23 protein-coding genes and 1 tRNA gene are annotated in these 24,696 nt (G+C 43.3%); 5 read left to right on the plus strand and 19 right to left on the minus strand.

Annotated elements, in window-relative coordinates; translation table 11 throughout:
- The first annotated feature begins 200 nt into the window (after nt 1-200).
- Both HYN49_RS01315 and rpe read left to right on the plus strand, forming a co-directional pair.
- Complete coding sequence (locus HYN49_RS01315; protein ID WP_026707723.1) at nt 201-1,064, plus strand: sigma-70 family RNA polymerase sigma factor; 864 nt, start codon at nt 201-203, stop codon at nt 1,062-1,064.
- A gap of 582 nt (nt 1,065-1,646) precedes the next feature.
- Nucleotides 1,647-2,306, plus strand: a complete 660-nt coding sequence (gene rpe / locus HYN49_RS01320) for a ribulose-phosphate 3-epimerase (RefSeq protein ID WP_108902436.1) — start codon at nt 1,647-1,649, stop codon at nt 2,304-2,306.
- On the opposite strand, the gene HYN49_RS01325 is transcribed toward rpe, so the two are convergent.
- From HYN49_RS01325 to HYN49_RS01405, 17 genes are all read right to left on the minus strand, one after another.
- Nucleotides 2,303-3,103, minus strand: a complete 801-nt coding sequence (locus HYN49_RS01325; RefSeq protein WP_108902437.1) for a zinc-dependent peptidase — start codon at nt 3,101-3,103, stop codon at nt 2,303-2,305. The genes rpe and HYN49_RS01325 overlap by 4 nt on opposite strands.
- A 1-nt stretch (nt 3,104) precedes the next feature.
- A complete protein-coding gene (locus HYN49_RS01330) occupies nt 3,105-4,001 on the minus strand; it encodes a DUF72 domain-containing protein (RefSeq protein ID WP_108902438.1) in 897 nt (298 codons plus the stop codon).
- 75 nt (nt 4,002-4,076) lie between these two features.
- A tRNA-Arg gene (locus tag HYN49_RS01335) sits at nt 4,077-4,148 on the minus strand.
- A 56-nt stretch (nt 4,149-4,204) separates the two neighbouring features.
- Nucleotides 4,205-4,654 (minus strand): GatB/YqeY domain-containing protein, encoded by a 450-nt coding sequence (locus tag HYN49_RS01340; protein ID WP_108902439.1) that lies wholly within the window; start codon nt 4,652-4,654, stop codon nt 4,205-4,207.
- Nucleotides 4,655-4,805: 151 nt separating this feature from the next.
- Nucleotides 4,806-6,740 carry a cell division protein FtsZ gene (gene ftsZ / locus HYN49_RS01345; RefSeq protein ID WP_108902440.1) on the minus strand — a complete coding sequence of 645 codons (1,935 nt, stop codon included), beginning with the start codon at nt 6,738-6,740 and terminating at the stop codon, nt 4,806-4,808.
- Between the two features lie 77 nt (nt 6,741-6,817).
- Nucleotides 6,818-8,215, minus strand: coding sequence for a cell division protein FtsA (ftsA, locus tag HYN49_RS01350; protein ID WP_108902441.1), 1,398 nt, complete (start codon nt 8,213-8,215; stop codon nt 6,818-6,820).
- A 6-nt stretch (nt 8,216-8,221) separates the two neighbouring features.
- Nucleotides 8,222-8,956 (minus strand): cell division protein FtsQ/DivIB, encoded by a 735-nt coding sequence (locus HYN49_RS01355; protein WP_108902442.1) that lies wholly within the window; start codon nt 8,954-8,956, stop codon nt 8,222-8,224.
- Nucleotides 8,943-10,292 carry a UDP-N-acetylmuramate--L-alanine ligase gene (murC, locus tag HYN49_RS01360; protein ID WP_108902443.1) on the minus strand — a complete coding sequence of 450 codons (1,350 nt, stop codon included), beginning with the start codon at nt 10,290-10,292 and terminating at the stop codon, nt 8,943-8,945. Before murC ends, HYN49_RS01355 begins: the two co-directional genes overlap by 14 nt.
- Nucleotides 10,289-11,422 carry an undecaprenyldiphospho-muramoylpentapeptide beta-N-acetylglucosaminyltransferase gene (murG, locus tag HYN49_RS01365; RefSeq protein WP_108902444.1) on the minus strand — a complete coding sequence of 378 codons (1,134 nt, stop codon included), beginning with the start codon at nt 11,420-11,422 and terminating at the stop codon, nt 10,289-10,291. The genes murC and murG overlap by 4 nt, the downstream gene beginning before the upstream one ends.
- Before the next feature lie 2 nt (nt 11,423-11,424).
- Nucleotides 11,425-12,771, minus strand: coding sequence for an FtsW/RodA/SpoVE family cell cycle protein (locus HYN49_RS01370; protein ID WP_108902445.1), 1,347 nt, complete (start codon nt 12,769-12,771; stop codon nt 11,425-11,427).
- Between the two features lie 52 nt (nt 12,772-12,823).
- On the minus strand, nt 12,824-14,158 hold the full coding sequence (gene murD, locus HYN49_RS01375; RefSeq protein WP_108902446.1) for a UDP-N-acetylmuramoyl-L-alanine--D-glutamate ligase: 1,335 nt from the start codon (nt 14,156-14,158) through the stop codon (nt 12,824-12,826).
- Complete coding sequence (gene mraY / locus HYN49_RS01380) at nt 14,159-15,388, minus strand: phospho-N-acetylmuramoyl-pentapeptide-transferase (protein ID WP_108902447.1); 1,230 nt, start codon at nt 15,386-15,388, stop codon at nt 14,159-14,161. It abuts the gene before it with no gap.
- A gap of 4 nt (nt 15,389-15,392) precedes the next feature.
- Nucleotides 15,393-16,856 (minus strand): UDP-N-acetylmuramoyl-L-alanyl-D-glutamate--2,6-diaminopimelate ligase, encoded by a 1,464-nt coding sequence (locus HYN49_RS01385; protein WP_108902448.1) that lies wholly within the window; start codon nt 16,854-16,856, stop codon nt 15,393-15,395.
- A complete protein-coding gene (locus HYN49_RS01390; RefSeq protein WP_108902449.1) occupies nt 16,853-18,853 on the minus strand; it encodes a penicillin-binding protein in 2,001 nt (666 codons plus the stop codon). The genes HYN49_RS01385 and HYN49_RS01390 overlap by 4 nt, the downstream gene beginning before the upstream one ends.
- On the minus strand, nt 18,844-19,191 hold the full coding sequence (locus HYN49_RS01395) for an FtsL-like putative cell division protein (RefSeq protein ID WP_108902450.1): 348 nt from the start codon (nt 19,189-19,191) through the stop codon (nt 18,844-18,846). Before HYN49_RS01395 ends, HYN49_RS01390 begins: the two co-directional genes overlap by 10 nt.
- Nucleotides 19,192-19,193: 2 nt before the next feature.
- Complete coding sequence (rsmH, locus tag HYN49_RS01400; RefSeq protein WP_108904906.1) at nt 19,194-20,090, minus strand: 16S rRNA (cytosine(1402)-N(4))-methyltransferase RsmH; 897 nt, start codon at nt 20,088-20,090, stop codon at nt 19,194-19,196.
- Complete coding sequence (locus tag HYN49_RS01405) at nt 20,077-20,550, minus strand: division/cell wall cluster transcriptional repressor MraZ (RefSeq protein WP_108902451.1); 474 nt, start codon at nt 20,548-20,550, stop codon at nt 20,077-20,079. The genes rsmH and HYN49_RS01405 overlap by 14 nt, the downstream gene beginning before the upstream one ends.
- 369 nt (nt 20,551-20,919) lie before the next feature.
- On the opposite strand from HYN49_RS01405, the gene HYN49_RS01410 reads away from it, so the two are divergent.
- Together HYN49_RS01410 and yihA are read left to right on the plus strand one after the other, a co-directional pair.
- Nucleotides 20,920-21,684, plus strand: coding sequence for an alpha/beta fold hydrolase (locus HYN49_RS01410; RefSeq protein WP_108902452.1), 765 nt, complete (start codon nt 20,920-20,922; stop codon nt 21,682-21,684).
- Between the two features lie 54 nt (nt 21,685-21,738).
- The gene (gene yihA, locus HYN49_RS01415; protein WP_108902453.1) at nt 21,739-22,356 is read left to right on the plus strand and encodes a ribosome biogenesis GTP-binding protein YihA/YsxC; all 618 of its coding nucleotides are present in this window, start codon (nt 21,739-21,741) and stop codon (nt 22,354-22,356) included.
- A gap of 1 nt (nt 22,357) precedes the next feature.
- Here the strand turns inward: yihA and gldC are convergent, their stop codons facing one another.
- Nucleotides 22,358-22,690 carry a gliding motility protein GldC gene (gene gldC / locus HYN49_RS01420; RefSeq protein ID WP_181368989.1) on the minus strand — a complete coding sequence of 111 codons (333 nt, stop codon included), beginning with the start codon at nt 22,688-22,690 and terminating at the stop codon, nt 22,358-22,360.
- Nucleotides 22,683-23,657, minus strand: a complete 975-nt coding sequence (gene gldB, locus HYN49_RS01425; protein ID WP_108902454.1) for a gliding motility lipoprotein GldB — start codon at nt 23,655-23,657, stop codon at nt 22,683-22,685. The genes gldC and gldB overlap by 8 nt, the downstream gene beginning before the upstream one ends.
- A gap of 195 nt (nt 23,658-23,852) precedes the next feature.
- Here gldB and nadE point away from each other — a divergent pair, with 195 nt between their 5' ends.
- On the plus strand, nt 23,853-24,671 hold the full coding sequence (nadE, locus tag HYN49_RS01430) for an NAD(+) synthase (RefSeq protein ID WP_108902455.1): 819 nt from the start codon (nt 23,853-23,855) through the stop codon (nt 24,669-24,671).
- Nucleotides 24,672-24,696: the final 25 nt, after the last annotated feature.

Consider the following 24,696-nt stretch of genomic DNA (forward strand, 5'->3'; position numbering starts at 1 on the left):
GGTTTTGCGGAATTGGACAATTTTGATTGCTTTTTTTTATTTTTTTATTATAATGAATTGCATTGCAAAAAACGCCATCCTAAATCGTTGTTAAATAACGGTTTGTGTACACATAAAAATATTTTTCTGCGTTTATGTAACTTTTGATGATTATAATACGTACAAGTTATTGTACACTTAATAAAAAGGAGGAAATTTAAATGAGACAACTCAAAATTACAAAGCAGGTAACCAACAGGGAAACTGCTTCACTCGACAAGTACTTACAGGAAATTGGAAAAGTGGACCTCATTACCGCTGACGAAGAGGTAGAATTAGCACAGAAAATCAAGGCCGGAGACCAGAGAGCGTTGGAAAAGCTTACCAAAGCCAACCTTCGTTTCGTTGTTTCTGTGGCCAAACAATACCAAAACCAGGGATTAACCCTTCCCGATCTGATCAATGAAGGAAACCTTGGTTTGATTAAAGCTGCACAAAGATTTGACGAAACACGTGGTTTTAAGTTCATTTCTTACGCCGTTTGGTGGATCCGCCAATCAATCCTTCAGGCTTTGGCAGAACAGTCACGTATCGTTCGTTTGCCGCTGAATAAGATCGGTTCGATCAATAAGATTAACAAGATGTACGCGCTATTGGAGCAGTCCAACGAACGTCCGCCTTCAGCAGAAGAAATTGCGAAAGAGCTGGACATGACAGTAAATGATGTGAAGGAAAGCATGAAAAATTCCGGTCGTCACCTGTCAATGGATGCCCCGCTTGTGGAAGGTGAGGATTCGAACCTTTACGATGTTTTGCGTTCAGGAGAGTCTCCAAACCCGGACCGTGAGTTGATCCATGAGTCATTGCGTACTGAAATTGAGCGCTCTTTGGAAACATTGACACCTCGTGAAGCTGATGTGGTGCGTTTGTATTTCGGATTGGGAGACCAGCATCCGATGACTTTGGAAGAAATCGGTGAAACTTTTGACCTGACCCGTGAGCGTGTTCGCCAGATCAAGGAGAAGGCCATCAGAAGGCTGAAGCACACTTCAAGGAGCAAAATCCTGAAGACGTATCTGGGCTAATTTTTAGTTTTTTTTAACGTTATTCTTTGTGTTTAAGATTTAATTCGTATTTTGCGAGTCTCAAAACACAACAACAATATTTACCGTAACAACAGTCTGATTAACTGTTCGTTTTTTGATTGATGATTGAAACTCCGGCTGATTACCGGAGTTTTTTATTTTGTAAAAAAACTCCAGTCTGTTCGCTTTGCTCGGGTTCCCGGAGTTTTTTATTTTGTAAAAAAACTCCAGTCTGTTCGCTTTGCTCGGGTTCCCGGAGTTTTTTATTTTGTAAAAAAACTCCAGTCTGTTCGCTTTGCTCGGGTTTAGCTTCGCTCTGTTCGCCTTTCAGGCTCGGGTCCGGAGTTTTTTATTTATCTTAATTTCCCATTCTTTCCATAACTGCTTACTGTGACTGCCAACTGTCTACTTTCATATGGCGTTGCCTGCGGCCCGGGCTGTCCGCTATATCTTTTCCTTCCTGCGTCAGGAAAAGGATGCCGCTTTCATCCCTAACGCAATTCAAACATCAACTTTAAACTTTATTCCTCGAACTTTACAACATAAAATTTTACTTTTGCACGAAACAACACCAACTACAACATGACTAAAACACTCATTGCCCCATCCGTACTGGCAGCAGATTTCGCTAACCTGCAACGCGACATCGAAATGGTAAACAACAGCGCCGCAGATTGGTTCCATATCGATATTATGGATGGCGTTTTCGTTCCCAACATTTCTTTCGGGATGCCTGTTTTGGATGCCATTACGAAGCATGCCAAAAAAACCATCGACGTGCATTTGATGATTGTCGATCCGGACCGTTATATCAAGACTTTCGCTGATTTGGGTGCCAATAACCTTACCGTGCACTATGAAGCCTGCACACACCTTCACCGAACGCTTCAGGCGATTAAGGCGGAGGGAATGAAAGCGGGCGTCGCCATCAATCCGCATACCAATATCGATTTGCTGGAAGACACTATCAATAATATCGATTTGGTGTGCCTTATGAGTGTCAACCCGGGGTTTGGCGGACAATCTTTTATTGAGAACACTTATGCAAAGATTAAAAGGTTAAAAGATTTAATAAACCGAAAAGGCGCCAACACACTCATCGAAATTGATGGCGGTGTCACCGACAAGAATGCCAAACAACTCGCTGAAGCTGGTGCTGATGTGTTGGTTGCCGGGAATTTCGTGTTCCGCTCTGACAACCCCACGAAGACTATTGAAGACCTAAGGCAATTACTGGCTTAATTTTCCCTGTAATTGATCATTTCAGAAACCTGCTTGTATAATTTAGGGTAATTCGTCCTGAATACCATTGGCGTTTCAAAAAAATGCTCGAGCATCACTGCGATGAATTCGTATTCATTCGTAAATCCATAATCCCTGAAATAGCCTTTATCGAACAAAACCTGCCGTTGTTTTTCATCCCGGATCATACTCCTGATGCTTTGATATCGGGTTGCAAACATGGCTTCTGCTTCGTTTGGTTTGCGTAGAGAATACAGATAGATCGCATGTGCAAATTCGTGTATGGCGAGATTGAGGTTGTCATTTTCAGTATGGCAGCCCCGTTCAAAAGCAGCCCAGGAAAATACAATCAACTTATGTGACGGGTTGAATTCGCCATCATGAAGGTTTCCTGTAATCGTAGACTCATAGGAATCGGGATAAATGATAATCCTTTCGAAAGAACCCATCATGTAATTCCGCATCCCGAATGTCATCATCACATACACTGATGCAATCCTGACTTTCATTTCATCGGTCAATTGAATCTCGCGCCCTTCAAATGCAATCGTTACTAAAAAGGTTTTCAGCCGATGCTCAAAATAAGCCTGCCTTTTTGGCGAAAGCCGTTTGAAAAACGGGCTGTATTGTAATGCCAATGAGCGCTCGTTCGCAGTCAGCTTAAGAGGCTTATAATACAAATGCACATAGACTGGCCTGTTGAGGAAATACATAAATGCCGGTTCCAATATGGCATGAAAAAAGCCATAGCCAATAAGCAGGAAAAGCAACGTGAAGATTACAAAGAAAACTTCCATATTATTCGGTGTCAAACATGGATTTCTGTGCAGATTGCCGCAACGGAAGAGGAATGGAAAGGTGGAGTGCCTTATTGATTTCCCTGATGAAATGTTCCGCCAATAAAGGGGATTCCACTTCGATATTCTGGTGTACGAAGAAATATAGTTTTTTTAGCCCGAATCCTTTCCATAAAATGATCCGCTGCACCCATTCATCGAGCCTTGAAATGTCAGAAGGGTGGTTTGCCCCGACATAGCGCACAAAAGCCACAGGGCTTGTCAAACGCATGTGCAGCATGTCCCGGCGTCCGGCAGTATCGACGATGATATTTGCCATATTATTTTTTTCAAGCAGATCTGCATAAGCATCAATTACAGGATTTTGAAACCATTCTGCATTGCGGACTTCAACACCAAGTGGCACCCCTTTTGGGAAATCGTTCAGGACATTTTCAAGTCGGGCGAAATCTTTTGGCTTAAAATTATCAGGCAATTGCAGGAAAGCCATCCCCAATTTGTGATCAAAATTGCTCACAGAATTGGCAAATGCATCTACGAGTTCCTTTACGTCAATCAACCTTTTGTAATGCGTAATAATGTCGGTGACTTTTGGAAAAAACTTGAAATCTTCGGGCGTTTTATGCTTCCAGGTTTCCACCTGTTGCCATTCGGGCATGCGGTAGAAAGTGGCGTTGAGTTCAATTGAATTGAATTGAGTCGAATAATAAGCCAATTCATCTTTCGTTCCGCGGGGGTAAAAACCTTTTAAGTCTGTACGGTTCCATTTCGCACAACCGATATACACTTCAAGCGGGGAATCATCTTTATGTTTGTTAAGAATCCCAGCGGTTTGCTTTGCATCCGCTGGAAGTGTGAAATCTATATTTTCAGGATGGTCGACTTTTCCGAATTGCATGGTATTATTTTACCGCAATATAAGATAACTCATACCATAAAAAAAGCCTGAAACATAATATTTCAGGCTTTAAAGTGACCGCGAGAGGACTCGAACCTCCATCATCAGAACCGGAATCTGACATTCTATCCATTGAACTACGCAGCCTTATTGAGATTTCGAGATCATCAGATTTTCAGAGTCTGACAATCTGAAAATCCAAATTAAGTAAGCAGTTTCTTAACAATCGTCGAAATGGTTTTGCCTTCAGCGGTACCACCCAATTGTGCTGTGGCCAGTCCCATCACTTTACCCATTGAAGCAATGCCGGATGCGCCGGTTTCAGCGATGATTTTAGCAATGACCGCTTCCACTTCCGCTTCGCTTAATTGTGCAGGAAGGAACTTCTCGATTACTGCTACCTGCGCCAATTCGGGTTCAGCAAGATCCAGGCGGTTTTGCTCCGTGAAGATGCGCGCGCTTTCCTTACGTGTCTTTATGAGGCGTTGGATCAGCTTTATTTCCTCTTCTTCAGAGATCTCTTCTTTCGAACCGGATGCGGTTTGCGCCAGCAGCAATTCCGACTTGATGGAACGCAGCGACTCCAGCGCAACGGTATCTTTTGCTTTCATGGCGTTTTTAATTTCGTCCATGATTTTAGTTGATAAGCTCATATTTTGTTATTTACGAAAACCTTTAAAGGCTCCAGATAATGCAGTGCAAACTTAGCTAAAATTACCGGAACGGCAAAGTCAGGCCGCATTCGTTTTGCATAAAAAAACCCGAAAATCGAAGACTTCCGGGTTTAAAATTGGTTTGAGTTAGTTAATCCACGTTGTCGTGAAGGAACGAGTTGTTTGACCGCAACTGTATGTCGTCGTTGCTGTCGATTCCCAGTGAAGTCCGGGATTTATTGTTGCTCTCAGGCGTTCCTGAGATGTCGATACCCAATCTCTTGTAAGCAGGTTCCTTTTCCATTTCCTCCATGCGGGAAGAATTGGTATGGAACTTATAATTGAATTCTTTCAGTTTCCTTCTTCTTTCGTCAGCCCTTAGTTTGTTGGCATCTTCCAAAGACATTTCGGTTGGGGAAATGTTCTCGAAATTGCTGAATTCATTTGCAGGCTCAATGGTTTTTTTAGTGAACTGCAATTCTGACGGCTCCTCAGCCACTTTCGCTACAGGTTTTGATTCCAGCAGGGAATTCTCGATTTCCATATATTCTTCCAAAGAATAACGTACTACGCCGGTCTCATTCAATTCCGTCATCGGAACCACCTGGACAGGTTGGTTTACCTTAATGTCTTTGGCCTCTTCAGTCAGTTCGAAAAAAATCCTGCTGTCTGTATTTTCAGAAATTACCGGTGCTGTTTTTGCAATTGGCAGGTCGAATGAAAATGTGATCTGCTCTTCTTCCTGTGCTACATGTTTTGGTTCCTGAACGATGATTTCACGAACTTCAGGCGTTGTGAAAAAGAAATCCGGCTCGGCTGCCACTGCAGGAGCAGAAACAATTTCAAAAGTCACATCAAGATTCTTGATAAATTCAGTTGTCGGAACAAGTGTCACTTCAAAAACCGGCTCTTCAACAACTGGTTCTTCTACGATTTCTTCCATCAGGTCGTGTACAATCCTTTCTTCATTTGCCGGAGCGGACACTTCGGTAAATTCAAAAGAAGACACCACTTTCGGAGTCAGGTTATGGGTAATCCTTTGCTCTTCTTCAAGTGCATGTATGATTTTCTTAGGCTCTGTATTGACGATTTCGTTTTGTTGCTCTACATTAAATCCCGTAGCGATAATCGTAACCGCAATCGAATCCTCCAGGCTTTCGTCTTCACCGACACCCATGATGATGTTAGCGTTGAAACCGGCTTCATGCTGGATGTGATCGTTGATTTCACCAATTTCATCAATCGTGATTTCATTAGTACCCGAAACGATAAGCAACAATACGTTTTTGGCACCTGTAATTTTATTGTCATTTAAAAGTGGGGAGTCCAATGCTGATACGATGGCATCCTTCGCACGATTTTCACCATTGGCCAATGACGATCCCATGATCGCTGTTCCGCTGTTCGAGAGGACCGTTTTGGCATCTTTTAAATCGATGTTTTGTGTGTAATGGTGCGTGATGACTTCAGCAATGCCGCGCGAAGCGGTTGCCAAAACTTCGTCCGCTTTGGAGAATCCGGCTTTGAAGCCAAGGTTTCCGTATACTTCACGCAGTTTATTGTTGTTGATAACGATGAGCGAATCGACTTGCTTGCGTAATCTTTCCACGCCATTCAAAGCCTGTTCCTGACGCACTTTGCCTTCAAACTGGAATGGGATGGTCACGATTCCTACAGTCAGGATGTCGCGCTCACGGGCAAGCTGTGCAATGACAGGTGCCGCTCCGGTTCCGGTTCCGCCGCCCATACCAGCCGTGATGAACACCATTTTAGTATTGATGTCAAGCATTTTCTCAATATCGGAAATACTTTCGATTGCCGATTGCTGCCCCACTTCAGGGTTTGCTCCGGCTCCGAGGCCTTCGGTAAGGTTTACCCCGAGTTGGATTTTATTTGGCACAGGGCTGTTCTGCAAAGCCTGCGAATCGGTGTTGCAAACGATAAAATCAACCCCTTTTATCCCTTGCTTAAACATGTGGTTGATGGCGTTACTACCGCCGCCACCTACACCGATTACCTTAATCACATTTGATTGGTTCTTCGGCAAATCAAATGAAATACTTCCAAAATCTGAGTTGCTTGTCATATTCTTTGGTTTTATTATTCTTCCGTCTTCTTTTCTTTTCTCTCCCCCCTGTTAGCGAATTTCAAATTACACTGAATTTATTCAGCGTTATCTAAGAAATCCCTGATTTTATCAACATACTTATCAAAAAAAGATTTCCTGATTTTGTTCTCTGTAGACTCCTGGATTTTCTCTGCCTTCGGAGCCACATCTGCAAAAACCACTTCTTTAACTTCCTCTGGTTCAGGAGTTGGTTTTGCCGCTTCAGGCTCGATATACCTTTGGACAGGCTTCACTTCTTCGACCACTTTCTCAATCAGTACGGCGCTCCTGGTGTTGTTCTGGATGCTGTTCATCACCAAACCAACCGCCGTAGCGTACAACGGACTTGAAATTTCTTCATCGGAGTTGCCTGCCAGATGCTCATTTGGATAACCGATGCGAGTATCCATTCCGGTAATATATTCTACCAATTGCTTGATGTGCTGTAATTGCGCACCGCCACCGGTCAATACGATTCCTGCAATGAGTTTTTTGCGTGGGTCTTCGTGTCCGTATGCTTTGATTTCTGCAAAAACCTGCTCGATGATTTCGACTACACGGGCGTGGATGATTTTGGATAAGTTTTTCAATGAAATTTCTTTTGGCTCCCTCCCGCGAAGGCCTGGAATCGAAACAATTTCATTGTCTTTATTTTCACCCGGCCATGCAGATCCGAATTTCACTTTCAGCAATTCCGCCTGTTTTTCTATGATTGAACAACCTTCTTTGATGTCATCCGTAATCACATTTCCACCGAAAGGAATCACTGCAGTATGACGGATGATACCATCTTTAAAAATTGCTAAATCAGTAGTTCCGCCACCAATATCGATCAGCGCGACTCCGGCTTCTTTTTCTTCCTGGCTCAGCACGGCATCTGCGGAAGCGAGCGGTTCTAATGTCAGCCCTGAAAGCTCAATACCCGAGCTTTGGATGCAACGGCCCACATTACGGATCGAAGAGGCCTGGCCCACCACAACGTGGAAGCTGGATTCCAATCTTCCGCCGTACATACCAATCGGCTCCTTGATTTCCGATTGCCCGTCAATCTTGAATTCCTGCGGCAGTACGTGGATGATTTCCTCACCAGGAAGCATGGCCAGTTTGTGTACCTGATTAATCAAAAGATCGATATCCTTGTCGCCGATCACCTCTTCAGGATTGCTCCTGCTGATGTAATCGCTGTGCTGGATGCTGCGGATGTGTTGCCCGGCAATGCCTACAACGACGTCCTTGATGCTGTAACCCGAATTGTTTTCGGCTTCAGCAACAGCAAGCTGGATGGACTGGATGGTTTGGGTGATGTTATTCACGACACCCCGCGCCACACCAAGGCTTTTGGACTTTCCGACACCGAGGATCTCGAGTTTTCCGTACTCGTTTTTCCTGCCAATCATCGCGACAATTTTGGTTGTCCCGATATCTAAACCAACGGCGATATTCTCTTTTTCCATAATCTGTTATTTAGTACACACTACCTGTTGCGTAAACTTTAGGTTGATGAACCTGTAATTATTTAATAAACTGTCCTTTATTGCCTTTTGAAAGAAAGCTTTATAATTGTTAAACTTCCTTTCCGCATTGATCGGCTTCCCGAAATCAATCTGGTAATCAAAATTCCTGTTCGACATGATCAGGCCGCCGTTAGGCAAAACCTGTATACCGATGATGTTCTTTTTCAAAAAATCATCGTCATGTATCAGCCGGAAAACTTTGCACAATTCTTTGCTGTTGTTTTCGTCAACCACACCCGAAACAAGCGGAACCCTCGCAGTATGAATTATCGACAGCGGCATCTTGTCCCCTTCACTGTCAAGGTAAAAAGATCCTGCATCATCCACCACTCTTGCTATGGGGGTCTTTTGTTTTACAACAGCTTTCAGGACACCATCAATACTCACAAAAACCTCTGATTTTTCAATCATTTCATTGGCGTTTATGGCATTTTCCAGTTTACCCAAATCTAGATTTTCTTTGCGTATGGTTTGCGCCGACGGTTTATTTTCTATTAACAATTTATTAACCATCTCGCGGGTAATGAAAAGGTTGTCGTTGGCAGTAAATTCAATTACGGATGCCTTAAGTTTCCGCTCTTCATTCCTTTTTAAAGTAAATGAATATAACGAGATCAAACCGATGCAAATCAGCAGCAGCCTTACGTTGACCCATATATTTATCCAGTTAAGCTTTTTCATGCAATGCTAATTTTAAGGATTCTACCATTTCACCAATATCGCCTGCGCCGATGGTTACAATAACTTCAGCATCACTGTTTAAAACTTCAGGAATCAGCCTGTCTTTAGATACGAGTTTTTTATTCGGATTGGTCATTTTTGACAAAAGCCAGTCAGAATTCACGCCTTCCACAGGAAGTTCCCTTGCCGGATAAATATCAAGCAGGATAACCTGTCCGAATTTCGAAAGGCTTTCCGCAAAACCGTCAATGAAATCCTTCGTCCTGCTGAACAAATGCGGCTGGAAAATCGCCAATACTTCCTTATTTGGATACAATTCGGAAACCGCCTGGAACACTGCATCGATTTCCGTCGGATGGTGTGCATAATCGTCTATGTAAACCAGTTTATCGGTTTTAATCTGATAAGAAAAACGCCTTTTGACGCCGCGGAAAGAGGATAACGCCTTGACAATGGACACGGTTGGGGTTCCGAATTTCCTGGCCATTGCCAAAGCCATTACCGCATTCATAAGATTGTGCCTGCCGGGCAATCCGAACCTGATATTTTCAATCGTTTCAGATGGTGTTTTGACATCGAAAACATAATTCCCGTTCTCAATCCGGATGTTGTATGCTTTATAATCCGCATCTTGATTGATGGCTACCGACATACCGTTTAATGGTAAATCCTTCGCAATGAATAAATTTTCCTTTTCATCAATCTTATCGGCGAATTTCGTAAACGACGCTTCAATCGCACTGCTGTCGCCATAAATATCCAAATGATCAGCATCCATTGAAGTGATGCAGGCCAAATCCGGATGCAGGTGCAGGAAAGAGCGATCGAATTCATCGGCTTCGACTACAGTGACGGTTTTCCCGTTTCCGATCAGATTTGAATTGTAATTTTCGACAATGCCACCGAGGAACGAAGTCACATCGGCACCACTTTCATATAAGATATGCCCGAGGATACTTGAAGTCGTGGTTTTACCATGTGTTCCGGCCACTGCAAAACAGAAAGTATCTTTCGTGATGATGCCTAAAACTTCGGCGCGTTTTTTCACATGGTAATTCCTTTCGAGGAAATAATTCCATTCTGAATGTGAAATCGGGACCGCCGGCGTAATGACAACCAGGGTATTCTCTACGTAAAAATCTTTGGGGATCAGGCTGATATTGTCTTCAAAATGAATCTCAATCCCGCTTTCGATCAGCTCGCCGGTCAAGGTTGACGGCGTCTTGTCATAACCCTGGACATTTTTACCCAACATCTGGAAATAACGCGCCAACGCACTCATGCCGATACCGCCGATGCCTATGAAATACACGTTATGGATTTGGGTAAGGTTCATAAAGAAGTGGCTGAATTGCTGAGCGACTGAGTGGCTGAGTTTGGGATTAGCTTTATAATTTCGTCTACGATATCTCTGGTGGCGTTTAATTTAGCCAGTGTTTTGATGTTTTGTGATAATTTCTGTTGCAGGTTTTCATCTGACAGTAAATTGTTGAACAGGTCTGTGAACTGTGTATCCAATTCTGCTTCGCGGATTAATAATGCGGCATCTTTATCCACTATTGATTTGGCATTTTTCGTCTGATGGTCTTCGGCTACATTGGGTGACGGAATGAAAATTACCGGTTTACCCACGATGCATAATTCTGAAACCGATGACGCTCCGGAACGCGAAATTACGACATCTGCGGCAGCGTAGACCAAATCCATCCTATCAATAAAAGCCATAACCTGCACATCTTCCTTCTCGCTGAAATGCTGATATTGTTCGTAATAATATTTGCCGCATTGCCAGATGACCTGCACATTTTGGGCAGCGAAATTCACGAGTTCCTTTGCTATCAATTGATTAATCCTTGCCGAACCAAGGCTTCCGCCGAGGATCAAAACCACTTTTTTATCGTGCGAAAGATTGAAGTGTGCGAAAGCCTCATTCCTTTTGCCATCAATGCCAAGCAAATCCTGACGGACCGGATTTCCGGTGAACACGATCTTATGCTTCGGAAAAAATCTTTCGAGGTTTTCGTAGGCCACGCAGATTTTATTTGCTTTGGCGCTCAACCAGCGGTTGGTGATCCCGGGAAAGGAATTCTGTTCCTGGATTACTGTCGGGATATTTGCGATTCCTGCAACCCTTAATAACGGTCCGCTGGCGAAACCTCCCGTACCGATGACAACATCAGGTTTAAATTCGCGGATGATCGTTCTCGATTTTAATAAACTGTCAATTAATTTCAATGGGAAAAGCGAATTGTCGAATGTTAACCTGCGCTGTATGCCTGCAATCCAAAGTCCTTTGATTGGGTAACCGGCCTGTGGGACTTTCTGCATTTCCATTTTGTCCCTGGCACCTACGAAAAGGATCTCGCAATCGGGAAACCGCTGCTTTAATTCATTGGCAATGGCAATAGCAGGGTAAATATGCCCGCCTGTGCCGCCACCGCTTAATATGAATTTGAGTCTTTTCATGTTTATTTGTTCATCACTGCCTTCATCGGGTTTGCCGAATCGGTGATGGAATAATTATTTTCATCAAAAGCAGCATTTTTTTCAGCCACTTGTTCTTCATCTTCCTCCTGCAAATGCTTGTCAATCATTTTTTGCAATGCTTCATTCCTCCTGTCCTTTTCTTCCATTTCCTGCGCTATTTCTTCCTCTTTTTTAGTCACACTAATGATGATTCCGATGGCGATACAGGTCATCCAGATCGAACTTCCGCCGCTGCTGACCAACGGCAAGGTCTGTCCGGTTACGGGAAGCAATTGTACGGCCACGCCCATATTGATCAACGCCTGGAAGATAATCGGGAAACCAAGGCCGACGACAAGAAATTTGCCGAAAGGCGTATTGGCTTTATGCGCCGCGACAATGAATCGGAAAAAGAGCAAAAGATATAATGCCAGTACCCCCAGGCCGCCAATCATTCCGTATTCCTCGACAATGATGGCGAAAATGAAATCGGAGGAGGATTGCGGAAGGAAATTCTTCTGTACGCTTTTGCCCGGGCCAAGACCATAGAAACCACCGGTGGCGATGGCCGTTTTTGCCTTTTCGATCTGGTAATCATCATCGGAGACTTCGTATTGGGATTTGTCTTTTTCTTTGAAGAAAGTGCCGACGCGGTTTTCCCAGGTTTTGACACGGGCGAAGATTTTTGGTGTGTTATCGGGGTTTGTTTTTTCGGCGACTTTGGCTACGATAATAAATAAAGCGAACATGGCAACACCGATCCCGATAATCGACATGATGTATTTCAACGGGTAATTGCCGATGAATGTCAACATCAGGACCATGGAAAATATTAAAGCCGCAGTGGAAAAGTTGTTTGGTAAAATCAGTGCCAAAGTGAATCCAACCGGCAGCCATAAATCAATAAACGACGATTTGAAGGTGATTTCCTCATTCTGGATTTTGGACAGATACCTTGCCACAAAGATCATCAATACAATAAAAGCCAACGCGGATGTCTGAAACGAAATCCCCACAAAAGGCACTTGTATCCAACGTGTAGCACTGCCCTGCTCTACCCCGAAAAATAAGGTATAAGCCAGCAATGCCCACACGAATGGGAGTAAAATCCGGGAAATACCCCGGAAATAATGATACGGCACTTTTTGGATATTGTATAAAATAAAAAATCCGAAAAGGATGTGTATGGCATGTTTCAGCAAATAACCCAGCGTATTTCCCGAACCGTGGTTCATGTAAGCCAGGTTGCTGCTCGCACTGAATACGGGCATAAATGAAAACAGCGCCAGCAGGGCCACGAATGACCAGATGCCTTTGTCTCCTTTTAAGCTGTTGATTAGTTTGAGCATATCTTTTGGTTCAGGGTTCAGGGTTCAGGAAAAACTTATGCCCTGTAGCTATTTATAAATTTTGTACTGCCTGTTTGAATTGCCTTCCCCTGTCTTCATAATTTTCAAACAAGTCGAAACTCGCACAGGCCGGTGATAATAATACTGCATCACCTTTTTCTGCGATGCGCTGCGAAGTGCGGACGGCATCCACCATCGAATCGACCTCGACCATGATATCCACTACGTTTCCAAACGCATCGATGATTTTTTTGTTATCCACACCAAGGCAAACGATGGCTTTTACTTTTTCGCGTACCAACGGCATCAATTCGGCGTAATCATTTCCTTTATCAACACCACCGACAATCCACACTGTAGGCACGGTCATGCTGTCCAGTGCAAAAAAAGAAGCATTTACATTTGTCGCTTTTGAATCGTTGATGTATTGTACATTCTGGATTTTCAGCACTTTTTCAAGACGGTGTTCCACACCCTGGAAATTGGACAAACTTTCCCTGATGGTTTCCTTTCGGATTTTCATCAGTTGCGCTACTGAGGCTGCAGCCATCGCATTCTTAAGGTTGTGTTTGCCTTCGAGTGCAAGGAAATTGGTGTCCATTGTAAATTCTTGTTCTTTGATGTTGATCTTCATTGTCTTGTCGTTTAGGGATGCTCCGTTAGTTATTGGCTTTGAAATTGAAAATGGTATTTTATTTGCTTTGGTCTTATTTTTTGAAAACCATCCTGAAATGGCTTCGTCATCTTCATCGTAAATCAGGAAATCACCTTCCTTCTGGTTCATCGTAATCCTGAATTTTGAACTGATGTACTCATCATAATTATAATTGTATCTGTCGAGATGGTCCGGGCTGATGTTCGTAATCACTGCGATATGTGGCCTGTAATTTATAATTCCGTCGAGTTGGAAACTGCTTAACTCGAGCACATACACGTCAAACTGGTTTTCGGCTACCTGCCAGGCAAAGCTTTTTCCGATGTTGCCCCCCAAACCAACGTTCAGTCCGCCGGATTTCAGCAAATGGTATGTCAGCATCGTAGTGGTTGTCTTGCCGTTGCTTCCCGTAATCCCGATCATCGTGGCATCAGTATATTGTGCTGCGAATTCGATTTCCGAAATCACCGGGATACGTTTTTCAATCAGCTTTTTGACCATCGGTGACTTTTCAGGGATTCCGGGACTTTTCATCACCAGGTCCGCATTCAGGATCAATGAATCCGTATGCTTTTCCTCCTCCCATTTAATCTCATTAATCGTAAGAACTTCTTTGTAATTTTCCTTTATCTTCCCGAAATCGGATACGAAAACATCGTACCCCTTTTTCTTACCCAAAATGGCCGTGCCTACGCCGCTTTCGCCACCACCCAGAATCACTAATCTTTTCATCTACCTCAATTTTAAAGTCACGATGGATAAAATGGCAAGCAAAATCCCGACAATCCAGAAACGGGTTACGATTTTGCTTTCGTGATAACCTTTCTTCTGATAGTGATGGTGTAAAGGCGACATCAGGAAAATCCGTCGGCCTTCGCCAAAGCGCTTTCGCGTATATTTGAAATAACTTACCTGAAGGACTACCGAGAAATTTTCGACGAGAAAAATTCCGCACAACAGCGGCACCAACAATTCTTTTCTTACCGAAATGGCCAAAACCGCTATGATCCCGCCAATCGTAAGGCTTCCCGTATCACCCATAAAAACTGTTGCCGGGTAGGAATTATACCAAAGAAACCCGACGAGTGCCCCGACGAATGAGGCGATGAATACGGTCATTTCACCGGAATTCGGGATGTACATGATGTTCAGGTAACCCGAAAAAATGATGTTCCCTGATACAAACGTGAAAATCCCTAGTGCGATGACAGATATAGCGGAAGTTCCCGCCGCGAGGCCATCGATACCATCGGTTAGATTGGCACCATTAGAAACTGCCGTGATGATGAAAATGACAATCGGAATGAAAATCAGCCATGCCCAGTCTTTATAACCATCACCCATCCAGGCCAGTATTTCGGCATAATCAAATTCGTTATTTTTGAAAAAAGGAATTGTCGTAGCAGTAGATTTTTCTTCCAAAGGCAGCGAAGACACAACATTTTGTGACTGGTTGTAAGTGAATGTCTGGATGTTTTTATCATTCCTTATTGTAACCGCCGGACTGAAATACAATACCGAACCTACAATGACACCCAACCCTACCTGGCCAATTACCTTAAAAATGCCTTTTAATCCTTGTTTGTCTTTCTTGAAAATCTTGATATAATCATCCACAAAACCGATGACGCCCATCCATAATGTCGTGACTACCAGCAATATGATGTATATATTGTCCAGTTTCGTAAAAAGGAAAACAGGGATCAACGTAGCCATGATGATGATCAATCCACCCATGGTTGGCGTACCGGCTTTTTCATTCTGGCCTGCCAGGCCAAGTTCCCTTACCGTTTCGCCAACCTGCTGCTTCCTGAGGAAGTTGATGATTTTCTTTCCGAAAATAGTGGAAAGCGATAACGACAGGATAATCGCCAATGCCGACCTGAAAGTGATGTATTGAAACACTCCGGTTCCGGGAATGTTCAGGTCTTTGTGCAGATAATCGAATAAATAGTACAGCATATGGCTACTTGTTGAGTTGTTCCAAAAATTCCTTTACGATTTGCATATCGTCAAAATCATATCTTACACCCTGAATTTCCTGATAAGTTTCGTGGCCCTTTCCGGCAATCAGGATGATATCGTTGGCTTCAGCAAGCTGGCAGGCCGTTTTGATTGCCTGCTTCCTATCTGTGATGGAAACCGTTTTTTTGTAAAATTGTGGCTCGATGCCTTTCTCCATATCGGCTATAATGGCTTCCGGATCTTCGCTTCTCGGATTGTCGGAAGTGATGATGACTTTATCGCTCAAAGCCGCCGCAATTCCTGCCATCAAAGGCCGTTTTGTTTTATCGCGATCGCCACCACAGCCTACCACTGTGATGAGCTGTTCGTTTTTGGTACGGATGTCGGCGATGGTTTTCAGTACATTTTCCAAAGCATCAGGCGTATGTGCGTAATCCACTACTGCCGTGATTTTTTGGTTTGAAACGATGAACTGAAACCTGCCGGAAACACTTTCCAATTCTGAGAGCAATCTCAAAACCTCGAAACTTTCCAGTCCCAGCTCCACTGCCGTTCCATAAATGGCCAGCAAATTGTAAGCGTTGAAAGTGCCGATTAACCGCACCCAGACCTCATTGTCATTAATTTTCAGCAACAATCCTGACAATTGGTTTTCTAAAATCTGAGCCTTATAGTCGGCGTAAGATTTTAACGCATAAGTCACTTTTTTGGCAGCTGAATTCTGCAGCATCACCAAACCATTCTTATCATCCACATTGGATAAAGCAAAAGCCGATTTGTCCAAATGATCGAAAAACGCCTTTTTGACATCGCGGTATTCCGCAAACGTATCATGGTAATCCAGGTGATCATGCGATAAATTGGTGAAAACGCCTCCGGCAAAATGCAGGCCTTCGGTACGTTTTTGGTGGATGCCGTGAGAACTGACTTCCATAAAACAGAATTCGACGCCTACTTCGTTCATTGCCTTGAGGTACCGGTTTATCGTCAGCGTATCCGGCGTGGTATGCGTCGCTTTATACTCCACTTCATCCACTAAAATCCGTACGGTAGAAATCAATCCGACTTTGTAACCTGCTTTCTTAAACAATTGGTACAATAATGAAGCAACGGTCGTTTTTCCATTTGTACCGGTAATGCCAACCAATTTCAGGTTGCGGGATGGATTATCATAGTAATTATCAGCCATGAAAGCCAGTGCGGCATTGGTGTCTTTTACCCTTACGTAAGTAATTCCCGTAACAATTATTTCGGGAAAAGTATCGCATACAACTGCGATCGCACCTTGATTTATCGCTTTTTCAATAAAATCATGCCCATTTGAAAGTGTGCCACGGATAGCCACAAACACATCATTTTCAGTGATTTTCCGGGAGTCAAAATCGATGGCATTGATGTCCACATCGGTGCTGCCTTTGACGGCATCGATCGAAACGCGGTATAAAATGTCTTTTAACGTGCTCACGATAATTCGAGTATTATGGTTTTCGACTTGTCTTTGCTTTCTCCGGCAGGCAATGATTGTTTTTTTACTTTTCCAACACCGACTGCTTTTACTTTAAAGCCCATATTTTCCAATAATGCAACGGCATCCATGCCGGCCATGCCTTTAACGTTTGGCATTTTATCCGGGTTATTCTGCGCTTTTGCGTCATAATTGTTATAGCTTTTTTCTTGTACTGCGATTTTCTTTTTCAGGGTTTTGATTTCATTCATTGACGGTGAATCTGTAAAAATCTTCTGTGCGATACGCTTGAAAACCGGTCCGGCAACATCAGCCCCATAATAGTTATTGTTGACCGTGCTTGGCTTATGGACCACGACGATGCAGGAATATTTCGGGGCATCGGCAGGAAAATAACCCACGAAAGACGAGGCATAATATTTATTGGCACCTCCGTTTTTAGCGTAATCTACCTGAGCAGTACCTGTTTTTCCCGCCATGGAGAAATCTTTGGAATACAGGTTTTTACCGGTGCCTCTTTTCACGACATTTTTGAGGACTTCGCGGACTTTCGACAAAGTTTCATCAGAACATATTTTGGGATTGATGACCACCTTATCGTATTTCTTAATGGTTTTATTCCACTCCTTAATTTCTTTTACGAAAATCGGCTTGATCATTTCGCCATTGTTAGCGATAGCGTTATAAAGTGATAATGTCTGTAATGGCGTTACTGAAACCCCATATCCGAAAGCCATCCATGGCAGTGACAATTTCGACCAGCGCTTTTCCTGAGGCTGCGGAATATATGGACGCCCTTCACCCTGAAACGGCAGTCCCAGAGGCTTGTTTAATCCGTAACTGTTGATGCGGTCTACGAATTCCTGCGGATTATTTTTATAATTATTGTACACCGCCTGAACCATTACCGTATTTGACGACACTTCGAATCCTTTGGCCAGGGAAACCCTGCCGGAGGTGCGATGCGAATCCTCGACATCGTGCCCCCAATACTGGATCAATCCATCATGCTTGTCAAACACTGCGCTGGTATCGATTTTTTTGTCATCAATCAACGCGATCAGGTCGAGTAATTTAAAGGTCGAACCCGGTTCGTGTGATTCTGCGACAGCGTAATTCTGTGTTTCATAATACGTCCCGTCATTGCCTTTGCCAAGGTTGGCGATAGCACGGATTTCGCCGGTTTTGGTTTCCATCACGACCACACAGCCGTGATCTGCATCATAATCCTGGAGCTGTTTCAGCAACGCATGATGCGCAATATCCTGGATGTATACATCAATCGTGGAAATGACATCATAGCCATCGCGGGGCTCTACTTCATTGTTATCGCGCAAAGGCTTCCATTGCCCTTTAGCAATTTTCTGTTTCAGGATTTTGCCGTCTTTTCCATTCAGATATTGACGGTAAGCCCATTCGATTCCTTTCCCGTCAGGCGTGCCGTCCGGTTTTACCCTTTCATAACCGATGGTACGCTCTGCGATAAGCCCGATTGGATGTTCGCGGACCGTTTCCTGTTCGATGATGATCCCGCCTTTATAAGCGCCGAGATTGAACAGTGGAAATCCTTTTATGGCAACATACTGCGTATAGCTTAAATTTCTTGCCACAAGGAAATAGCGATCTTTATTAGCCCTGGCGCGCTTCAATCCTGAAAGGTAATAGCTGGATGGCTTTCCCAATAACACATGAAGCGAATCGGCAAGTGCGGTTACATTTTTTTTAAAATCTTCAGTTTTCGGGGCAACGGCATCAAAACGGACTTTGTAATTCGGGATGGAAGTGGCCAGCAAACTTCCGTCAGAAGAATACAGATTTCCTTTATTGGCAGGGATCACGAAATTTTTCACAGTCCTTTCTTTCGCCAATTTTTTATAATGGTCCCCTTCAACCCATTGGATATTGGTCAGTTTCACGACAATAGCGCATGCCATCACGAACAGGGCAAACCCGACGAGGTAAATGCGGTAAGAAATATTTTTTTCTTCTATTGCCATACGTTATCCCAAAAACCTTTGACTTTTTCCTGCTTTACTTTAATTTTTACCGGCGGAACCGATGACGGGAAAATCTGCTTTCCTGCCATTTTTTCTGAAACTGTTGATTCCATGCGGAGTTTCATCAATTCTGAACGGCGGTCCACGAATTCCGAGCGCAGTTCTTTTACTTCATTGGTGAGTTCGGTAATCTTGAAAACCTTTTGCTCGTAGCGGTTTGTATTGGCAATCATTGCGAGCACGATCAGGATGATGAATACAATAAAGCGCCAGTTTTTATTGGCATCTTCATTGACCAGGAACCTTGCTTTCAATATGCTGTAAACCCCTTTCTTCATGGCTAAAGCTTCTCGGCTATCCTTAATTTTGCGCTGCGTGCGCGGTTGTTAATCTTAATTTCAGCATCAGTCGGCACGATCAGCTTGCCTATCAATTTGAACGGAACCGAAAAATTCCCAAACATATCGCGTTCCGGTTCGCCTTCGAACATGCCATTCTTCATGAACCTTTTCACCAGGCGGTCTTCAAGCGAATGGTACGAAATCACACTAAGCCTGCATTGAGGCTTCAGGATTTCAAGCGATTGCTCTAAAAACTCCTTCAGCACTTCCATCTCACGGTTCACCTCGATGCGGATGGCCTGGTACATTTGCGCCAGGATCTTGTGGCTTTTATGCTGTGGCAGGAACCGGCTTAAAACCAATTTCAGCTGCTCCGTATTTTTAATCGGCTCCTTTTCGCGCGCTTCAAGAATAACCCTTGCAATGGCCGGCGCGTTTTTCAGTTCGCCATAATCGAGAAAAACCCTTCTCAGGTTTGCTTCATCATATTCATTAACAACGCGATAGGCATTGAGGTCGTTTTTCTGGCTCATTCTCATGTCCAGACCCGCATCAAAACGCGTTGAGAAGCCACGCTCGGCGACATCAAACTGATGTGAGGAAACACCTAAATCCGCTAAAATGCCATCAACTTTAGTCACGTTATAAAACCTCAGGTATCTTTTCAGGAATTTGAAATTTTCATTGATCAGCGTAAAACGGTCATCAGCCAGAGCATTTGCAAGCGCATCTTCATCCTGGTCGAAAGCAAATAACTTTCCATTTGGACCCAGGCGGCGCAATATTTCAGCTGAATGTCCGCCGCCGCCGAAAGTCACATCAACATAAACCCCATCAGGATTGATGTTGAGGCCGTCCACGGTTTCTTTCAGCAATACCGGATTATGATAGTCCATTGTCATCGTCGTTTACATCCCCCATTACTTCTTCGGCCAAATCAGCAAAATCCTCATCACCGCCGGCAATGGATTGCTCGTATAAATTCTTGTCCCAGATTTCCACGATATTCACTTTGGAAGAAAACACCACGTCTTTTACAATACTGCTGTACGTTGCCAGGTCTTTGGCTACCAAAAGCCTTCCAACCTCATCAATCTCCACCATTTTCACTCCGGCCATAAACTTGCGGATGAAATCATTGTTCTTTTTATTGAAGCGGTTGAGTTTGTTGATTTTAGCCATCATCAGGTTCCACTCGGACATCGGCCACAATTCGAGGCATTTGTCAAACACGGAACGCTTCAGGACAAAACCGTCCTGTAGTGAAGCTGAAAGCTGTTTCTTCAAAGGAGCCGGCAACAATAGCCTTCCTTTTCCGTCCGCTTTACATTCGTATGTTCCGATAATGGTATTCAATGAGTTACACTTTTAAGTGATTGAAAGCAAAAATAAATAATTATTTCCCACTTTTTACCTAAATCCCCCACTTTGTTGATAAGTTTACCCTTTATCAACCAAATCGGGAAAAATGTATAAAAATGTAATTTTGAATTAATAACAGTTGTTTTCGATTTTAATGAAAAAATTGAGCCCCTAAAGGATTTTTCCTGCTGTTTTATTGATTAAAAAGCAACAGTTTTTGTAAGCATGATGATTTCGTCCATCAGAAATGGCTGAAGGCTAGCATTTTAAATTATCACTTGAGAAATGCCAATAATTCCGTTATACGCCTGATATATACCCATAAAATCATATATTTGCGTGAACGCCAAAAGCCTGACCATAATGAGTACTGACCTGAAAAAAGAAGGAAAATATAAATACTTTGAAGCCGGCGAAGGCACGCCGATTATTATCCTGCACGGGTTGATGGGCGGACTGAGCAATTTTGACGGCGTTGCGGAATATTTCCCGGCACACGGCTATAAAGTTGTCATTCCGGAATTACCGATTTACACCCAAAGCATCCTGAAAACCAACGTGAAGGCTTTCGCAAAATATGTAAAGGATTTCATTACTTACAAAGGTTTTGATCGCGTGATCCTTTTAGGGAATTCCCTGGGCGGCCACATTGCTTTGTACCATACGAAAATGTATCCTGAAAAGATGTTGGGGTTGATTATTACAGGCAGTTCCGGGCTTTATGAAAGTGCGATGGGCGACAGTTATCCTAGGCGTGGCGACCGTGATTATATCAAGAAAAAGGCAGAGGAGGTTTTTTATGACCCAAAAATAGCTACTCCTGAAATCATTGAGGAAGTGTATACCATGGCCAACGACAGGATTAAGCTGATCAAGACCCTGACGATTGCCAAAAGCGCCATACGCCATAACATGGCGAAGGATTTGCCTAAAATGCATGTCCCGACCTGTATTATCTGGGGAAAGGATGATAAAGTAACGCCACCTGATGTGGCTGTAGAGTTTGATAAATTATTGCCGAATTCTTCCTTATATTGGATTGACAAATGCGGTCACGCTGCGATGATGGAGCACCCTGATGAATTCAACCAACTGATGCACGACTGGCTCAGGACACACCATTTTTAAATCAATATAAAACCGCGGTCCAAAAGATGGCGGTTTGTTTTTAATACACAGCATATGAAAATCAACACTGCCGAATTTGTAATCAGCAACTCTGAAGTGGCGAAATGCCCGAAGGACATGCTTCCGGAATATGCCTTTATCGGGCGTTCCAATGTAGGAAAATCGTCGTTGATCAATATGCTTACTAATAACAAACATCTTGCAAAAACTTCAGCAAGGCCTGGAAAAACGCAGTTAATCAACCACTTCCTGATCAATAAGAACTGGTTCCTGGTGGATTTACCGGGATATGGTTATGCAAAGGTTTCGAAAAAAACCAAGGAAGTTTTCCAAAAATTCATTACGGATTATTTTGAGAAAAGGGAGCAGCTCGTTTGTGCTTTCATATTGATAGACATCCGCCATGAAGCGCAGAAAATCGATCTGGAATTCATTACTTATATCGGAGAAATCGAAATCCCGCTTTGCCTGGTTTTTACCAAAGCTGACAAAATTGGAAAAGTCAAGGCCGATATTGCCGTTGCCGATTACCGCAAAAAACTGCTTGCCAACAATTGGGAGGAAATGCCGCCGTATTTTATCACTTCGTCATCAGAAGGGCGCGGCAAGGAAGAATTGCTGCATTATATTGACGGTATAAACCAGGAAATGTTTAAAAATAACGGCTTCTAGATTACTTTTTCAAATTCAGCTTTTCAGCAAAATAATCACAGAAATCCTTCATCGTATCGGTCATCTTATCATCTGCGGTAGCGCGCTGGAACGTATCGGCCATAGCCACGAGCGTTTGGTGGAAAAATACTTTCATTTCATCTACGGGCATGTCTTTGGTCCATAAATCTATACGTAAAGTTTCCTGTGCATTGCTGTCCCAGATAGACAACATCATCGCTTTGGCTTCTTCGGCATCCACGCCGCCATCCTGTGCGGTCCAGCTTAATTTTTCGGGCACACGGTTCTCATCGAGTTCGACAAGGAATTTTATTTCGGAGGTAATGTTACTCATTTTGGGAAGGTTTGTATTTTGATTTGTTGAATATTTCGGTAGCATCCATCATCAGCATTTTCTGCAGGGTTACGTCGGGATTGTTTTTCATGAACGAACGGACGATCTGCCATCCCACCCAATTGCCGATGCGGCCAGGGCTTTCATTGTCAATTTCAAGGTAAAATTTCGAGAATGGCGCGAGGTTGATAAATCGGCTCAGCAGCTTAATATCAGTGCTATAAAGGTAACTTTCTTCAATAAAGTAACTCCACATCATGGCTTCATTGGCCTGTGCCCACTTTAGCTGTTCTTCAGTATACCCGATTTTATCCGCATCGGAATAATCCGGAATCAAAAGGTCTTTCATATACAATTCCTTTCCGCCGTAAATCATATGCGCCAAAAGTGTTTTCTCTGTTGGAGGCGGGACTTTGGTTTTTGCAAAAGCGGAAGCCAGGTCCGGCATCATCTGTTTCGGCTCGAAATTCTGCCTGATGTACTTGTCGATGCCTTCATAAAATTTGTGGTCTTTTCCTAAATACATTTCCAATGAAATCAACACGATGCTGTCGGTGTAAATTACTTTGGTATTGTAATCCATTTCATAAATCATCGTAGTGACTTTGGGTGTCCGGGTTTTTGGGTAATAGTATTTGATGTGTTTTAAGACATCTTCGATTTCATGCGTTTGTGGTGTAAAATCACTGTATTTTTTCTCTACCTCTTTATACAATTCACGCCATTGGGGATGCGTCATTTTTTCAATATACTGCGCATCATTAACATTTGGTGGGAAAAAATCCGGGAATTGCTGCTTCAGTTTTGGAAGATCAGCCGGTTTGGTTTCGAAAAAGGCCTTGTCGAACCGTTCGACTTTGATGGGTTGCAGTATCACTTCCCCAACCTTTTCTTCCACTTGCGATTTTTTGTCGCATGATAACAAAAACATCGCTAAACAAACTGCAAACAACTTCGTTAACTTCATATGTTCATTGGATTTCTGAAGGCGCGTATTACACCATATTATCGGAAAATTCAGCTTTAAATATTACAACTTTTCTGACTTAAAGAATAAATTGTTTTGTTAAATTTATACGAATTTTATCTTGTCATTTTGTGGTTTCAGGATAAGTGATTCGCCGTGCAAATATACATTTCAGTTTTTTAAATTATCCAAACTATGCAAAAAATGACTGCGGCTACAGCCGGCAAAATAAATGAATTTATTGTTGATTGGCTCAAACGTTATGCCGATAACGCGAAAGTAAACGGTTTTGTTGTAGGGATATCCGGCGGTATCGATTCTGCCGTAACCTCTACGCTTTGTGCGCAAACCGGCAAACGTGTCTTATGCGTCGAAATGCCCATTCATCAGGCCGAAAGCCATGTAAACAGGGCGAGACAGCATATTGCGCAGCTGAAGCAGCGCTTTTCGAATGTGGAAAGCACCTCAGCTGATTTGACTGCGGTTTTTGAAATATTTAAAACAAAAGTGTCTTCGGATGCGAATGAAACGAACCTGAATTTGTCATTGGCAAATACCAGGGCACGGATCAGGATGACGACCTTATATTATTATGCCGGGATTTATGGCCTTTTGGTTGCCGGGACGGGAAATAAGGTGGAAGATTTCGGGGTGGGGTTTTTTACCAAATATGGCGATGGCGGTGTGGATCTGAGCCCTATATCTGATTTGGTAAAATCTGAAGTATATGACCTGGGCAGGTTTTTAAATGTCCCTGAATCGATACTTACAGCCGCTCCCACAGATGGATTATTCGGCGATGACCGTACCGATGAACAGCAGATTGGTGCTTCATATGACGAACTGGAATGGGCGATGAATGCCTCGGAAAATGGAAAAACAGAACAGGATTTTTCCGGTCGTGAGCAGGTAGTCTTCGGGATTTACCAAAAGCTGAACCGCAACAACAGGCACAAAATGGAACCGATACCCGTATGTACGGTTCCTGAAGAATTGAAAGAACCGCTGACATGAAGCGGAATGCAAAATTAAATATCTG

The organism is Flavobacterium pallidum, assembly GCF_003097535.1.
Taxonomy (GTDB): Bacteria; Bacteroidota; Bacteroidia; order Flavobacteriales; family Flavobacteriaceae; genus Flavobacterium; species Flavobacterium pallidum.

Bases quoted from the DNA above. Each gene is read 5' to 3' on its own strand.
- HYN49_RS01315 (WP_026707723.1), top strand. From the start codon at position 201: ATGAGACAACTCAAAATTACAAAGCAGGTAACCAACAGGGAAACTGCT.
- rpe (WP_108902436.1), top strand. From the start codon at position 1,647: ATGACTAAAACACTCATTGCCCCATCCGTACTGGCAGCAGATTTCGCT.
- HYN49_RS01325 (WP_108902437.1), bottom strand. From the start codon at position 3,103: ATGGAAGTTTTCTTTGTAATCTTCACGTTGCTTTTCCTGCTTATTGGC.
- HYN49_RS01330 (WP_108902438.1), bottom strand. From the start codon at position 4,001: ATGCAATTCGGAAAAGTCGACCATCCTGAAAATATAGATTTCACACTT.
- HYN49_RS01340 (WP_108902439.1), bottom strand. From the start codon at position 4,654: ATGAGCTTATCAACTAAAATCATGGACGAAATTAAAAACGCCATGAAA.
- ftsZ (WP_108902440.1), bottom strand. From the start codon at position 6,740: ATGACAAGCAACTCAGATTTTGGAAGTATTTCATTTGATTTGCCGAAG.
- ftsA (WP_108902441.1), bottom strand. From the start codon at position 8,215: ATGGAAAAAGAGAATATCGCCGTTGGTTTAGATATCGGGACAACCAAA.
- HYN49_RS01355 (WP_108902442.1), bottom strand. From the start codon at position 8,956: ATGAAAAAGCTTAACTGGATAAATATATGGGTCAACGTAAGGCTGCTG.
- murC (WP_108902443.1), bottom strand. From the start codon at position 10,292: ATGAACCTTACCCAAATCCATAACGTGTATTTCATAGGCATCGGCGGT.
- murG (WP_108902444.1), bottom strand. From the start codon at position 11,422: ATGAAAAGACTCAAATTCATATTAAGCGGTGGCGGCACAGGCGGGCAT.
- HYN49_RS01370 (WP_108902445.1), bottom strand. From the start codon at position 12,771: ATGCTCAAACTAATCAACAGCTTAAAAGGAGACAAAGGCATCTGGTCA.
- murD (WP_108902446.1), bottom strand. From the start codon at position 14,158: ATGAAAAGATTAGTGATTCTGGGTGGTGGCGAAAGCGGCGTAGGCACG.
- mraY (WP_108902447.1), bottom strand. From the start codon at position 15,388: ATGCTGTACTATTTATTCGATTATCTGCACAAAGACCTGAACATTCCC.
- HYN49_RS01390 (WP_108902449.1), bottom strand. From the start codon at position 18,853: ATGGCAATAGAAGAAAAAAATATTTCTTACCGCATTTACCTCGTCGGG.
- HYN49_RS01395 (WP_108902450.1), bottom strand. From the start codon at position 19,191: ATGAAGAAAGGGGTTTACAGCATATTGAAAGCAAGGTTCCTGGTCAAT.
- rsmH (WP_108904906.1), bottom strand. From the start codon at position 20,090: ATGGACTATCATAATCCGGTATTGCTGAAAGAAACCGTGGACGGCCTC.
- HYN49_RS01410 (WP_108902452.1), top strand. From the start codon at position 20,920: ATGAGTACTGACCTGAAAAAAGAAGGAAAATATAAATACTTTGAAGCC.
- yihA (WP_108902453.1), top strand. From the start codon at position 21,739: ATGAAAATCAACACTGCCGAATTTGTAATCAGCAACTCTGAAGTGGCG.
- gldC (WP_181368989.1), bottom strand. From the start codon at position 22,690: ATGAGTAACATTACCTCCGAAATAAAATTCCTTGTCGAACTCGATGAG.
- gldB (WP_108902454.1), bottom strand. From the start codon at position 23,657: ATGAAGTTAACGAAGTTGTTTGCAGTTTGTTTAGCGATGTTTTTGTTA.
- nadE (WP_108902455.1), top strand. From the start codon at position 23,853: ATGCAAAAAATGACTGCGGCTACAGCCGGCAAAATAAATGAATTTATT.